This is a genomic window from Bradyrhizobium sp. USDA 4449 (assembly GCF_054056275.1).
The window spans coordinates 7,296,103-7,309,995 of the sequence record NZ_JBSRYD010000001.1; the positions used below are offsets into that span (position 1 = coordinate 7,296,103).

At 63.4% G+C, this 13,893-nt stretch carries 12 protein-coding genes and 1 pseudogene; 10 read left to right on the top strand and 3 right to left on the bottom strand.

The genetic code is table 11. The features are described 5' to 3' along the window. Positions 1-5: 5 nt before the first annotated feature. Both ACVIIW_RS34410 and ACVIIW_RS34415 read right to left on the bottom strand, forming a co-directional pair. Positions 6-1,868, bottom strand: a complete 1,863-nt coding sequence (locus ACVIIW_RS34410) for an adenine deaminase (RefSeq protein ID WP_456704772.1) — start codon at positions 1,866-1,868, stop codon at positions 6-8. After that, a complete protein-coding gene (locus tag ACVIIW_RS34415) occupies positions 1,865-2,545 on the bottom strand; it encodes a TetR/AcrR family transcriptional regulator (protein ID WP_456704773.1) in 681 nt (226 codons plus the stop codon). Before ACVIIW_RS34415 ends, ACVIIW_RS34410 begins: the two co-directional genes overlap by 4 nt. 265 nt (positions 2,546-2,810) lie before the next feature. Here ACVIIW_RS34415 and ACVIIW_RS34420 point away from each other — a divergent pair, with 265 nt between their 5' ends. Further along, positions 2,811-4,130, top strand: a complete 1,320-nt coding sequence (locus tag ACVIIW_RS34420; protein WP_456704774.1) for a dicarboxylate/amino acid:cation symporter — start codon at positions 2,811-2,813, stop codon at positions 4,128-4,130. Between the two features lie 10 nt (positions 4,131-4,140). Here the strand turns inward: ACVIIW_RS34420 and ACVIIW_RS34425 are convergent, their stop codons facing one another. Continuing rightward, positions 4,141-5,445 (bottom strand): hypothetical protein, encoded by a 1,305-nt coding sequence (locus tag ACVIIW_RS34425; RefSeq protein ID WP_456705338.1) that lies wholly within the window; start codon positions 5,443-5,445, stop codon positions 4,141-4,143. Positions 5,446-5,865: 420 nt separating this feature from the next. On the opposite strand from ACVIIW_RS34425, the gene ACVIIW_RS34430 reads away from it, so the two are divergent. From ACVIIW_RS34430 to ACVIIW_RS34470, 9 genes and pseudogenes are all read left to right on the top strand, one after another. Then, positions 5,866-6,978: a BMP family ABC transporter substrate-binding protein gene (locus ACVIIW_RS34430; protein ID WP_456704775.1), complete on the top strand. Its 1,113-nt coding sequence runs from the start codon at positions 5,866-5,868 to the stop codon at positions 6,976-6,978. Beyond that, complete coding sequence (locus ACVIIW_RS34435; RefSeq protein ID WP_456704776.1) at positions 6,975-8,087, top strand: ABC transporter permease; 1,113 nt, start codon at positions 6,975-6,977, stop codon at positions 8,085-8,087. The genes ACVIIW_RS34430 and ACVIIW_RS34435 overlap by 4 nt, the downstream gene beginning before the upstream one ends. 1 nt (position 8,088) lies before the next feature. Then, positions 8,089-9,015 (top strand): ABC transporter permease, encoded by a 927-nt coding sequence (locus ACVIIW_RS34440; RefSeq protein WP_456704777.1) that lies wholly within the window; start codon positions 8,089-8,091, stop codon positions 9,013-9,015. A 10-nt stretch (positions 9,016-9,025) separates the two neighbouring features. Then, positions 9,026-9,709 carry a biuret amidohydrolase gene (gene biuH / locus ACVIIW_RS34445; protein ID WP_456704778.1) on the top strand — a complete coding sequence of 228 codons (684 nt, stop codon included), beginning with the start codon at positions 9,026-9,028 and terminating at the stop codon, positions 9,707-9,709. Further along, positions 9,706-11,238, top strand: a complete 1,533-nt coding sequence (locus tag ACVIIW_RS34450) for an ABC transporter ATP-binding protein (RefSeq protein WP_456704779.1) — start codon at positions 9,706-9,708, stop codon at positions 11,236-11,238. Before biuH ends, ACVIIW_RS34450 begins: the two co-directional genes overlap by 4 nt. A 13-nt stretch (positions 11,239-11,251) precedes the next feature. Then, a complete protein-coding gene (locus tag ACVIIW_RS34455) occupies positions 11,252-11,731 on the top strand; it encodes a nucleoside deaminase (protein WP_456704780.1) in 480 nt (159 codons plus the stop codon). A 284-nt stretch (positions 11,732-12,015) separates the two neighbouring features. Beyond that, positions 12,016-12,344 (top strand): annotated as a pseudogene (locus ACVIIW_RS34460) (REP-associated tyrosine transposase); the annotation flags it as partial. 213 nt (positions 12,345-12,557) lie between these two features. Beyond that, the gene (locus ACVIIW_RS34465) at positions 12,558-13,094 is read left to right on the top strand and encodes an REP-associated tyrosine transposase (protein ID WP_456704781.1); all 537 of its coding nucleotides are present in this window, start codon (positions 12,558-12,560) and stop codon (positions 13,092-13,094) included. A gap of 196 nt (positions 13,095-13,290) precedes the next feature. Then, positions 13,291-13,827 (top strand): REP-associated tyrosine transposase, encoded by a 537-nt coding sequence (locus ACVIIW_RS34470; protein ID WP_456704782.1) that lies wholly within the window; start codon positions 13,291-13,293, stop codon positions 13,825-13,827. The last annotated feature ends 66 nt before the right edge of the window (positions 13,828-13,893 follow it).

A 13,893-nucleotide genomic window follows, 5' to 3' on the forward strand; every position in this document is an offset into this window, starting at 1 on the left:
CTCCCCTACCAGACCACCGGGTGCGTTTCGCCGGTCTGCACGTTGACGAAGCCGAGCGGCGCCTGCTCGCATGGCGCCACCAGCACCCAGCTCCAGGGCGCGCAGGTCAGCGTTGCAAACATCAGCCGCTCCGGGAATCCCGGATACCAGCGCGGCCGGTATGTCGGCTCGTACATCCAGTCGACCTTGCGGCCTTCGGCGTAAAGCCCCTGCATCTCGGCATCGAGCGCTTGCGCCGAACGACAGGTCATCAGCCCGCCGACCTCGAAGCGCACGGTGACGAGCTCGCCCTCACGCACCAGCGCCCATCCACCCTGAAGCTCGATCAGGGCGTTCACCGCCTTTGCCATCGCCGCGTCGGACGAACCGACCACCCAGATGTTGTGCTTGTCATGCGCCACCGAGCAGGCGAGCGCCGTTTCCGGCGTGCGCGGTCCGCATCCCCGCCAAAACATCTTTGCGACGCGCCCGTCGCCGGAAAAGCGGTCGACGATGGCAAATTTCGTGATGGCCTCGCTCTCGTCGCGCTGCACGGCTCCGTCGCGCACCGGCAGTTCGAGCGTGTAGAACTCAGGATGCCAATGGAAGGGGCGGATCACCGCGGCCTTCATCGTGGTCCGCCCGGGCTCGGCCCGCAGCTCGAAATCTTCGGGCTGGATCGTGCGCTTGATGTTGACCGTGTTGGTCGCCCAGTCTGGCCATTCGATCTTAGGCACTTCGGCGAGATAACGCCCGCCGTCGGCGACTTGCGCACCGTCGGCCCACACCTCAGCAATCTCGAGCTTGGCAACATCCGACAACAGCACCACGTCCCCGAAGCGCCCCGGCGCCAGACTGCCGACGAAGGGCGTGAGCCGCATGTGCCGCGCCGGATTGATGGTGAGGCACTGGATCGCGATTTCCGGCGCAAGGCCGGCCTCGATCGCTACCCGCGCATTGTGATCGCTGGCGCCGAGCTCCAGCGTATGGCTGGCACTGCGATCATCCGTGGTGAACGCGATCTGCGACCAGTCTTGCAAACCCTTCGCGAGCAGCCATTTGACGATCTCGTCCATGGCGTAGACGCGCAGCTCGACGAACAAGCCGCGCGTGAGCTTGTCCCAAGTCTCCTCCGGCGTCTGCACTTCATGGTCGGAGGCGAGCCCGGCCGCGGCGAAGGCGTTGATGGAGGGCAGATCCCGCAAGCCTGACGCGTGTCCCTCGACGACGCCGCGCGCCGCGAACGTCGCCTCGATCATGCCCCAGAGCCGCTTGTAGGAGGGATTATCTGGATTCCAAACGGCCGGCCAGTCCATGACTTCGTCGAGTCCGGTGACCATCAGGCTCTCGCGCATGAAGCGCGCCTGCTCGTCGCGGCCATACCAGCCGCCACCCCACTCGTAAGCCGTCGGCGGCACCGCGGAGCCGGGCTGAGGAAATATCTTGAGCGGCGAGCCGCGTCGGCGTGCCTCGAACCAGAATTCGAGATTGCGTGCACCGTTGACGTTGGAGAATTCGTGGCTCGCCTCGCAGGTCCAGGTATTGCCATGCGGCAGCACCAGCGCCGCCTCCCATTCCGGCGTCAGATGCGAACTCTCGATATGCTTGTGCACCTCGCCGAAGCCGGGTACGGCCGCAACATCCGGCCGATGCACTCGCTCGCGGACCTCGCCGGGATAGCTTCCCGCCGGCCCGACCCACGCGATACGCCGGCCCTTGAAGACGATTTCCTGGTTCTCGCTCCAGGTGCGGCTGTGCACGTCGAGTAACTTACCCACCCGCAAGGCGCGATCGGCCGGACGGCGACCGAGCGCCGTCAGCACCAGGTCCTGGCGAATCCGAACCTCGTCGGGCGCGTTGATCAGGAGATCGTCGGGTATCGCATTCATTGTCTGCCTCGTTCTATGCCGGCATTTTCGCGACCCACAGTCCGCTTCCGCGACGGCTTTCCGGTCTTGCCGCCACGCGCGGCAGCGCCATCGCGTTGGCGGACATCCTTCAGGAGAGTCACGAGGGCCCACTCGATGGCATCGGCGATCTCGCTGCTCGTCATGCCGAAATCCTCGCGCATCGCGTTCCAGGCAAGCACGTTGTTGAGATAGGACGCGAGCGCCTCGGCTTGGCGGGCGTCCTTTGCGGGGAGATGTTGCACCAGCGGCGCCATCGCCTTGCGATGCTGATCAATCAGGTGCCGCCTGAAGCCGGCGCGCACCCGGCGACCCGCCCGCGTCATCGCAATGGCGCGCGCGAGATGCGGATGGCGATCGAACCGCTTGCACAGCTTGCGGAATATATCGGGCAGTTCGTCGGGCGAGGTGAAGGGAATGTAGCTGAAGACGTTGTCCTCGATCCATTCGCCGGCCGCCGCGAACAGCTCCGCGCGGGTCTTGAAGTGCCGGTAAATGGTTCGCTCGGCCACCTTCGCACGCTTGGCCACCGCCGCCATGGAGATGTCGTCGGCCGCTTCATCCTCCAGAGTTTCGACAAACGCCGCAACGATGCGCTGCCGCGTCATCTCGGCATATTCGTCGCGAAGGCTGGCGATCTGTCGCTTTGCTGTACTCATGTCATAAAGCTGACATCGCGCAGATTAAGGGTCAAGCCGAGACTTGAGGCAGGCCGCGCCGTAACAAGGGGCTGCGGCGGTTGGCGATCCTCGCACGGGCCGACTGTGGCCCGCTCCTGAAAATGATGTTGGCCCAATCCCTCAATCGTTCGAACTGGACCTCAGGCGGTGGGAAAAAGCGTCCGGCCCCCTCCAAAACCGCGATAATCTGGCACGGTAGTTGCTAGCTTTGGTCATCAGCACGTCGTCACAACGGGGAGTTATCATGTCGACCATTGCCGCGGCCCCGGCCGCCGAGCCCAAGCCGCTTTACGCCTCGCTGTTCGTCCAGGTGCTGGTGGCGCTGATCCTGGGGATCATCCTTGGTGTGGTCGCCCCGGACTTCGCCATCAGCCTCAAGATCCTCAGCGATGCCTTCCTGAAGCTGATCTCGATGATCGTGGCCCCGATCGTGTTCTGCGTCGTCGTTCACGGCATTGCCGGCGCCGGCGACCTCAAGAAGGTCGGCCGGGTCGGCGTCAAGGCGCTGGTCTATTTCGAGGCGATGACCACAGTCGCGCTCCTGCTCGGACTCATCCTGGCCTACGCTTTCGGTCCCGGCCATGGCATGAACATCGATCCTTCGACGCTCGATGCCAAGGCGCTCAATACCTACGCTGACAATGCCCACAAGCTGCAGGGCGCAGGCATCGGCGCGTTCCTGCTCAACGTCATCCCGTCCACCTCGTTTGATGCGCTGTCGCGCAACGACGTGCTCCAGGTGCTGTTCTTCGCCGTGCTGTTCGGCGTCGGCCTCGCGCTGGTCGGCGGCGAGAAGGGCGCGCTCGTCACCTCGATCATCGATGCGGCGTCCACCGTGCTGTTCCGTGTCATGGGCCTCGTCGTTCGGGTGGCCCCACTCGGCGTGCTCGGCGCGGTGGCCTATACCGTCGGCAAATACGGCGTCGGCTCGCTGAAGCAGCTCGTCTCGCTGGTGATGCTGTTTTACGTCTCCGTCGGTATCTTCGTGCTGGGCGTGCTCGGCGGCGTGATGGCGCTTGCAGGAATCAACATTCTCAAGTTTCTCGCCTACCTGCGCGAAGAGCTGACGATCGTGCTCGCGACCGCCTCTTCCGACGCGGTGCTGCCGCAGATCATGAAGAAGCTGGAGCGGATGGGGGTCAAGGATTCCGTGGTCGGCCTCGTCATTCCGACCGGCTATTCCTTCAACCTCGATGCCTTCTCGATTTATCTCACGCTCGCGGTGGTCTTCATCGCGCAGGCCACCAACACGCCGCTGTCGTTCGGCGATCTCCTGCTGGTGCTGGGCGTCTCCCTGATCACGTCAAAGGGCGCGCACGGCGTGCCGGGCTCGGCGATCGTGATCCTGGCTGCGACGCTGAACGCGGTGCCGAGCATTCCCGCGATCGGACTCGTGCTGGTGCTGTCGGTCGACTGGTTCATCGGCATGGCTCGCGCAGTCGGCAACCTCATCGGCAATTGCGTGGCGACGGTCGTCGTGGCGGCCTGGGAAGGTGACCTCGACCGCGCCAAGGCCGCCAAGGTTCTCGAGGGCGGAGAACTGGTGGACGTGACCGCGGGATAGTGCCCGTGGATCAGTCATTCCACTGGAGGAGCGGCGTTCCGTACGCCCTCTTCCAAACCGACAGGAAGCGCGGAAACCAGGAATGTGCCACGGCGCCCTTATAGGCCCACGTGCGATATTCCAGTCCCTGCTCGGAGATCAGCTCCTGATATCCACCATGGACCTCGGTCGAGGTGCGAATGTCCTTCAAGATTGCTTGCGCGCAGGCGCGGTATGTATTGCTTTCCGAGAACTCGTCGAAGTCCATCATGCGATCCGCGAACTCGACGTTGAATGTCGGCCAGGACGAGCGACCCTGGTAGGCTGGCGCCGCAATCCTGTGGATCATCTTGTTCCGCGGATTGTCGGCCGACATCAGGAAGTGGAACGTGCTGGGGATGCGGAAGCGCGGTTCGGCGATGATCAGATCGGTCGTGGCCGCAAACAGCGCGCGCTCGCGTGCATCGTTCATATCCCAGAAGCCGCGATGCACGCCGACGAAATCCAGCGCGACCAGGGACGCCGGCGTGCCTATCGGACCATCCAGCGAATGCCTGACATAACCGTCCTTGCCGAATAGACTGAGCAGCCCTTTCTTGTACTCCGCGAGGTCGCGACCGAGCAGCCGCTTCAACTCGTTCTCATCGACGAGGCCAAGCTGCACGCCCCACACGAAGGTCGTGTAAACGCAGGCATTGGTGACGAAACGCCGGCGCTCGGCGCGGGTGTCCGTTGCCGCGGAGCGAGGCCCCCTGGCATCGCAGAGCAAGCATCTGATGCCGTCGGCGTCGAAAGGCTCGAGCTCGCTTGCCAGCTTCAGGACCGCGCGCTTCAAATCGCCGCCGTATTCGGCCAGCAGCAGACGCCCCGCACTCGCGCAATGCGACATTGCCGGATAGGGCGATGCCCGCTCCTCGGCCGAGAGCATCTGCTGGAGACCGGCAAGAATGCCGAGCAGCGTATCCGAAGGAGGCGAGAAATAGTTCACGCCGAGATACCGGTCCTGCCCCGCCGGAACGATGGTGGTCGTGACGACGCCGGCGCGGACCGCCTCCAGTAGCAAGCGCACGCTCTTTTCGAGCAGACGAGCCCGGCGCACCGCGTCCTGTGCATTCATGATGGTCTCGGCGTCGAGGACATCAGGATAGAACCAGGCGAAGTCGCGCGGGTAATAGGCGGAGGCATGCGGTGCGCCCGTAACGAGGAACGCCTCGGTCACCGAAAAGGCGCTGTCCATCGAATGCCGGTAGAGGTCCTCGATCGCTGACGATGAGTGATGCGACTGTCTCAGGAACCGATCACCGAGAAAATTAACCGCCTGAAGGGCATTGGCCATGAAGGTCGCGGCTGCGCCCTGGTAAAACCGATTTCCGCGATGTGACCGCAAGGCAATATCGCTGCTCCATGGGCCGGGTAGCTCGTGATCCCGCCGCCGGCCGGCCGCTGATACGCGAACATGATTGATTCATGTCTCACCCCGATGACACGGCCATGTCTCACCCCGATGACACGGCGCAGCACCGGACAGGCCTGCCCAACTCGATTGCATACAACGCAGATATTTCGCCTAATTTTCGATCAATACCATTTGTGACCAAGATTCAAACACTTCATATATGTATTGTATTTCAATAGCTTATACGAAAGTGGCGCTTCTTTCCTCTCTGGCATGAAGCTTGCGACATCCTATCCCGGGCTCCGCCAGACCGGCGCAGCCGCGAGATTGAGGCGGTTCAGCCGCCAAGGGGAGCAAACAATGGATTTTGGCAGGATTTCACGACGTCATGTGTTGCAGGCGGGCGCGGCCCTCACCCTCGGCGCAGCGGCGGGCGCCCGCCCGGCCTTCGCGGCCGAGACCACCATCGGCTTCATCTATGTCGGCTCGCGTGACGACTACGGTTACAACCAGGCACATGCGCAGGGGGCGGCGGCGCTGAAGAAGATTCCCGGCCTCAAGGTCGTCGAGGAAGAGAAGGTGCCGGAGACTGACGCGGTCGAGAAGACGATCGAGTCCATGATCAATCTCGACGGCGCCAGCCTGCTCTTCCCGACCTCGTTCGGTTACTACAATCCACACATCGTCAAGATGGCGGCCAAGTACCCGAAGCTTCACTTCGAGCACTGCGGCGGCCTCTGGACCGACAAGGACCCGAAGAACGCCGGCAGCTATTTCGGTTATATCGACGAAGCCCAGTACATCTCGGGCATCGTTGCCGGCTATACCTCGAAGACCGGCAAGCTCGGATTCGTCGCGGCCAAGCCGATCCCGCAGGTGTTGCGCAACATCAACGCCTTCGCGCTCGGCGCGAAGCTCGCCAATCCCAAAGCTACCACGCAGGTGATTTTCACCGGTGACTGGTCGATGCCAGTCAAGGAAGCCGAAGCCACCAACAGCCTGATCGATCAGGGGGTGGATGTCCTCACCTGCCATGTCGACGGTCCGAAGACCATGGTCGAGAACGCGGCGCGCCGCGGCGCCATGGTGTGCGGCTATCATGTCGATCAGTCGCCACTCGCGCCGAAGGCCTATCTCACGGGTGCCGAGTGGAACTGGGAAGCGCTCTACCCGAAGTTCGTGAAGATGATCGCCGCCGGCGAGAGCATCCCGAACTTCTACCGCGGCGGCCTCAAGGAGGAGATCGTCAAGACCTCGCCCTATGGCGAAGCCGTCTCCGCCGAGGCGCGCAAGCATGCCGACGAGATCAAGGCAAAATTCCTCTCGGCCGAAGGCTACGCGATCTTCAAGGGCGGGCTGGTCGACAACAAGGGCAAAACGGTCATTGCGGCCGGCACCGATCGCGGCCAGAAGGATCCCGAGCTCGAAAAGATGGACTATCTCGTCGAAGGCGTGATCGGAGCGACTTCGTGACGACAGAGGCGGCGGATTCGGCCGATGCGGTCGGGGAAATTGCCCCGACCGCAGACCCCGGCTTTCTCCAGCGTCACGGCGGCACAATCGAGTATGTCCTGATCCCGGGCGCGGCGGTCGCCGCGGCACTTGCGATCTTCGGCATCTTCGTCATGCTGTTCGGCAAGAATCCGCTCGACCTCTATTTCTACATGTACTACGGCGCGTTCGGCACCTGGTTCTCGTGGCAGAACACGCTGACGCGTGCGGCACCCCTCATCCTGACCGCGCTTTGCACCGCGCTGCCGGCGCAGCTCGGCATGGTCATCATCGGTGGCGAAGGCGCGCTGCTGATCGGCGCGTTGTCGGCAACGAGCGCCGCACTGTTGCTTCAGGGCATGCCGCCGCTTGTCGTGCAGATCGCCATGGTCATTGCCGGCGTCATCGGTGGCGGGTTGTGGATCACGCTCGCTGGCGCGCTGCGGCAATATCGCGGCGTCAACGAGACGATCTCGAGCCTGCTGCTCGTCTACATCGCGCTCGCAATCCTGAATCATCTCGTCGAAGGCATGATGCGGGATCCCGCCAGCCTCAACAAACCGTCGACCCGCGAGATCGGCGCCGCCAACATGATCGGCTCCATTCCCGGCACCGACGTGCATTGGGGCCTGGTGTTCGGCCTCGGCGCCGCGATCGCCGCCTACATCCTGATCTATCACACCGTGTTCGGCTTCGCCGCGCGGGTTGCCGGCGGCAACATCCGCGCTGCCAAGATCGTCGGCCTCGGCGTCAGCAAGCTGATCCTGACCATCTGCTTCCTCGCAGGTGGCGCCGCCGGGCTTGCCGGCATGGTCGAGGTCGCCGCCGTGCAGGGCCGCACCAACGCCAATCTTGCGGCGGGCTACGGCTTCACTGGCATCCTCGTTGCTTTCCTGGCGCGGCAAAATCCGCTCGCCATCATTCCCGTCGCCATCCTGCTCGGCGGTATCAGCGCCAGCGGCGGCCTGCTGCAGCGCCGCCTCGGGCTGCCCGATGCCTCCGGGCTGGTGCTGCAGGGCATCATCTTCGTCTTCGTGCTCGCCAGCGACGCGCTCTACGGCCGCATCGGTTTCCTGAAGGGAAAGTCCTGAGATGGCAGAGGGATCGATCGGACTCTGGACTGTCCCCCTCGCCGTGCTCGGCGGCGCCATTCGCGTTTCCACGCCCTTCCTGTTCGTCAGCCTCGGCGAATGCATCACCGAGCGCTCGGGCCGCATCAATCTTGGCCTGGAAGGCACGCTTGTGATGGGCGCGATGAGCGCCTATGGCATTTCCTATCTCACGGGATCGCCTTGGCTCGGCGTGCTCGCCGCCGGCATCACGGGTGCACTGCTGGGCGCGCTACATGCCGGCATCTGCTCGTTGCCGCGCGTCAACGACGTCGCCGTCGGCATCGCGTTGATGCTGTTCGGCACAGGCCTTGCGTTCTATCTCGGCAAGCCGCTGATAGAGCCCACCGCGCCACGCCTGCCCGCCATCGATTTCGGCTGGTGGAGCGACATCCCGCAAGTCCGCGCCGCCCTGCGCGTCAACGTCCTGTTCCTGATCGGTGTCGCGCTCGCACCCACCCTCTATTGGGCCTTCCGCATCACGCGCTGGGGCCTGCTGATCCGGACCGCCGGCGAAAGTTCGGATGCGGCGCGCGCGATGGGCCACTCCGTTCTCCTGATCCGCCTGCGTGCGACGATGGTCGGCGGCTTCCTTGCCGGCATCGGCGGCTCGTTCCTGTCGTTGTTCTATCCCGGCAGCTGGAACGAGGGCCTGTCATCGGGCCAAGGCATCACCGCCGTGGCGCTCGTGATCTTCGCCCGCTGGGATCCGCTGCTCTGCCTGTGGGCTTCGCTCGCCTTCGGTGGCGCCGCAGCACTCGGGCCGGCGCTGCAATCCGTCGGCGTGACTTCAGGCTATCACCTCTTCAACGCGGCTCCTTACGTCCTGACGCTGGCGATCATGATCATCACCTGCTCGCCGAAACGCACGCTGACCGGAGCCCCGGCCGAACTGTCGATCACCCGCTAGAGAGCCCATCATGCCCGAGCGCACCATCAAGTCCGAGCCTTATGCCTGGCCCTACAACGGCGATCTCCGCCCGCAGAACACCGCGCTCGTCATCATCGACATGCAGACGGACTTCTGCGGCATTGGCGGCTATGTCGACAAGATGGGCTATGATCTCTCGTTGACGCGGGCGCCGATCGAGCCGATCAAGAAGCTGCTCGCGGTCATGCGCGCCCAAGGCTTTCACATCATCCATACCCGCGAAGGTCATCGCCCGGATCTCTCTGATCTTCCCGCCAACAAGCGCTGGCGCTCCCGCCAGATCGGCGCCGGCATCGGCGATCCCGGCCCCTGCGGCCGCATCCTGGTGCGCGGCGAGCCCGGCTGGGACATCATCGAGGAGCTCGCGCCTCTGCCGGGCGAGCCCATCATCGACAAGCCCGGCAAGGGCTCGTTCTGCGCGACCGATCTCGAATTGATTCTGCGCGTGCGAGGCATCGAGAACATCGTTCTCACAGGCATCACCACCGACGTCTGCGTCCACACCACCATGCGCGAGGCCAACGATCGCGGCTTCGAATGCGTGCTGCTGCACGATTGTTGCGGCGCGACCGACAAGAGCAACCACGATCATGCACTCAAGATGATCAAGATGCAGGGCGGCGTGTTCGGCGCGGTCTCGACGTCGGACGCTTTCATCGGAGCGATTTCGTGATCATCGGCGAGCAGCCTCCGCCTTCGGGCGCCTTCGGTGTCGACGCCGTCGCCATGACCATGCGCTTCGGTGACTTCCTGGCGCTCGACAATGTCGAGCTGAAGGTACGACCAGGGTCGTTCCACGTGCTGCTCGGCGAGAACGGGGCCGGCAAATCGACGCTGGTTAAATGCATCATGGGCTACTATCACGCGACCAAGGGCGACATTCTCGTCGGCGGCCGCGAGCAGGCCATCACCAATCCGAAGGACGCCCACGCGCTTGGCCTCGGCATGGTCTACCAGCATTTCACGCTGGTGCCGGCCATGACGGTTGCCGAAAACCTCGTGCTGGCGCGCGACCACGTGCCGGCCCTGGTGAACTGGCCGAAGGAGATGAAGGAGCTCGAGGCCTTCCTGGCGCGCATGCCTTTCAAGGTGCCGCTCTCGGCCAAAGTATCCGATATCTCCGCCGGTGAGCGGCAGAAATGCGAGATCCTGAAGCAGCTCTATCTGAAGCGCCGCTTCCTGATCCTGGACGAGCCGACGTCGGTGCTGACTCCGGCCGAGGCCGACGAGGTGCTCGGCATGCTCCGAGACATGGTCGTCAAGGGGGAGCTGACCATCCTGATGATCACGCACAAGTTCCGCGAGGTCATGGCGTTCGCCGATGAGGTGACGATCCTGCGCCGCGGCAAGCTCGCCGGTGCCGGCAAGGTCTCCGAGCTCACGCCCGATGCGATGGCGCGCACCATGATCGGCGCCGAGGAGCTGACGGTCCAGCCGCCGCGGACCGGCGAAACGGGGACGGTCAGGCTGGCGCTGGAGAAGCTCCGCGCACTCGATGATGCCGGCGCGATTGCTGTGCATGACGTTACACTCACCGTGCGCGCCGGTGAGATCGTCGGCATCGCCGGCGTCTCCGGAAACGGCCAGCGCCAGCTCGTCGAGGTCTTGGGCGGCCAGCGCGAGGCGGAAGGCGGCGAAATCCGCGTCGCCGGCGATCCCTATCACGCCAGCCGCGAGGAGATGCGGCGTCACAAGATGTCGCTCTTGCCCGAAGAGCCGCTGAAGAACGCCTGCGTCGGCGGCATGAGCGTTGCCGACAACATCGCCTTCCGCGAGTTCGACCGCGCGCCCTTTGCCAGCGGCGGCTGGTGGCTCAACCGGGGCGCCTTTCGCGACGATGCCAGCAAGAAGATCGGCCAGTACAAGATCAAGACCCGCACGCCGGACACGCCGATCTCGGCACTTTCGGGCGGCAACGTCCAGCGCGCCGTGCTCGCACGCGAACTCGCTGGTGACGTCGAGGTCCTGATCGCGGCCAATCCCTGCTTCGGCCTCGACTTCGCAGCCGTGGCGCAGATCCACGCAGAAGTCATGGCCGCACGCAACCGCGGCGCCGCAGTCTTGCTCGTGAGCGAGGATCTCGACGAATTGCTCGAGCTGTCTGATCGACTGGTGGTGATGTTCCATGGTGAATTCGTGTATGAAGCCCGCACGAGCGAAGCCGATCTCACCGAGGTCGGCCGGCACATGGCGGGACACTGACCGCGGAGGCGCGATGGACGGCCTGAGCGACGAACACTTCCTGCGTCTGTCCTTCGCGGTCGCCCGGCGCTCCTCCAACCACGGCAACCATCCTTTCGGCTGCATCGTCGTCGATGCCGACGGCAAGGTGCTGGTCGAAGCCGAGAACGGCTACATGCCTGACCATGACGGCACCGCACATGCCGAGCGCCTCGCGGCGACCCAGGCCTGCCGCACGCTGAGCCGCGAGGTGCTGGCATCAGCCTCACTCTATTCCTCCGCCGAACCCTGCGCGATGTGTTCGGGCGCGATCTACTGGGCCGGCATCGGCCGCGTGGTCTACGGCCTCAGCGAGCACCGCCTGCGCGCCATCACCGGCGATCATCCGGAGAACCCGACGCTCGACCTGCCCTGCCGCGATGTCTTTGCCAGTGGCCAGCGGCCGACCGAGGTGGTGGGGCCGTTGCTCGAAGACGAGGCCGCAGCGCTGCACGACGGCGTGTGGGCGAAGTAGGTTCTCCAAAAAATCGAAAACAACCCCATGCACAGTAGAAGCGCGACCGCTCGCCGGCACGAGGCCGCTGCGGAATTTCTTCGTATTTTTCGAATATCGCTTGATGCGTCGGGCAAAACAGTGGCATGATGCCATGATCGCACATTTGAAAACGCGGCTAGCCAGTCGCCGAAGGCGATGCCCGTAGGATGGGTTGAGCCCTTGCGAAACCCATCGCACCTGTTTCGTGGTAACGTCGCGCCATGACCGCGTACCGTCGCAACTTCGTTCCGGGTGGATGCTGTGACGCCGATTTTGCCATGCGTTCGCGGTTGATCAAGTCCGCTTTCTCACGCCGCCTGCCGTCAAACGAACGGATATCCCAAAGCCGCTCGGCCAAGGGTGAACGCGGCATCTGGCAACGCAGATATTGGGAGCACACCATTCGCGACGAAAACGATTTCGAGCGGCACGTCGATTACGTTCACATCAACCCGTCAAGCATGGGCTCGTGGACCGGGTGCGCGACTGGGCCGCGTCGTCGTTTCATCGTCACGTGGAGCTGGGCAATTATCCGGCCGATTGGGCGGGCGATTTGTCGGATGATGACTGCGACTACGGAGAGCGGAGATAGAGTAGCGATGGGTTTCGCAAGGGCTCAACCCATCCTACGGGCTACGGGCTACGTCGTCGTTTCATCGTCACGTGGAGCTGGGCAATTATCCGGCCGACTGGGCGCGCGATTTGTCGGATGATGACTGCGACTACGGAGAGCGGAGATAGAGCCCGTAGGATGGGTTGAGCCCTTGCGAAACCCATCGCACCTGTTTCGTGGTAACGTCGCGCCATGACCGCGTACCGTCGTAACTTCGTTCAGGGTGGATGCTTCTTCTTCACCGTCAATCTGGCGGAGCGAAAGCTATCGTTGCTGACGGAACATGTCGAGTTGTTGCGCACGGCGTTTCGGGAGACGCACCGGCGTCATCCATTCACGATCGAGGCAATCGTGGTGTTGCCCGATCACCTTCACACCGTCTGGACGCTGCCCGAAGGTGACGCCGATTTCGCGACGCGCTGGCAGTTGATCAAGTCCGCTTTCTCACGCCGCGTACCGTCAAACGAACGGATATCCCAAAGCCGCTCGGCCAAGGGTGAACGCGGCATCTGGCAACGCAGATATTGGGAGCACACCATTCGCGACGAAAACGATTTCGTGCGGCACGTCGATTACGTTCACATCAACCCCGTCAAGCATGGGCTCGTCGACCGGGTGCGCGACTGGGCCCCGTCGTCGTTTCATCGTCACGTGGAGCTGGGCAATTATCCGGCCGATTGGGCAGGCGATTTGTCGGATGATGACTGCGACTACGGAGAGCGGAGATAGAGTAGCGATGGGTTTCGCACGGGCTCAACCCATCCTACGGGCTCCAACTCGCCCATATCAAATCAGACGTTGACCCTGACTCTCAACGTCCCGACTGGCGCGGTGGTAAAGTCCAATATCAGGGTGCAGTCCAGCCCGTAGGATGGGTTGAGCCCTTGCGAAACCCATCGCACCTGTTTCGTGGTAACGTCGCGCCATGACCGCGTACCGCCGCAACTTCGTTCAGGGTGGATGCTTCTTCTTCACCGTCAATCTGGCGGAGCGAAAGCTATCGTTGCTGACGGACCATGTCGAGTTGCTGCGTGCGGCGTTTCGGGAGACGCGCCGGCGTCATCCATTCACGATCGAGGCCATCGTGATCTTGCCTGATCACCTCCACACCGTCTGGACATTGCCCGAAGGCGACGCCGATTTTGCCATGCGTTGGCGGTTGATCAAGTCCGCTTTCTCACGCCGCCTGCCGTCAAACGAACGGATATCCCAAAGCCGCTCGGCCAAGGGTGAACGCGGCATCTGGCAACGCAGATATTGGGAGCACACCATTCGCGACGAAAACGATTTCGAGCGGCACGTCGATTACGTTCACGTCAACCCCGTCAAGCATGGGCTCGTCGACCGGGTGTGCGACTGGGCTGCGTCGTCGTTTCATCGTCACGTGGAGCTGGGCAATTATCCGGCCGATTGGGCGGGCGATTTGTCGGATGATGACTGCGACTACGGAGAGCGGAGATAGAGTAGCGATGGGTTTCGCAAGGGCTCAACCCATCCTACGGCTACGTTGCCCTCGGGCTATGCTGCC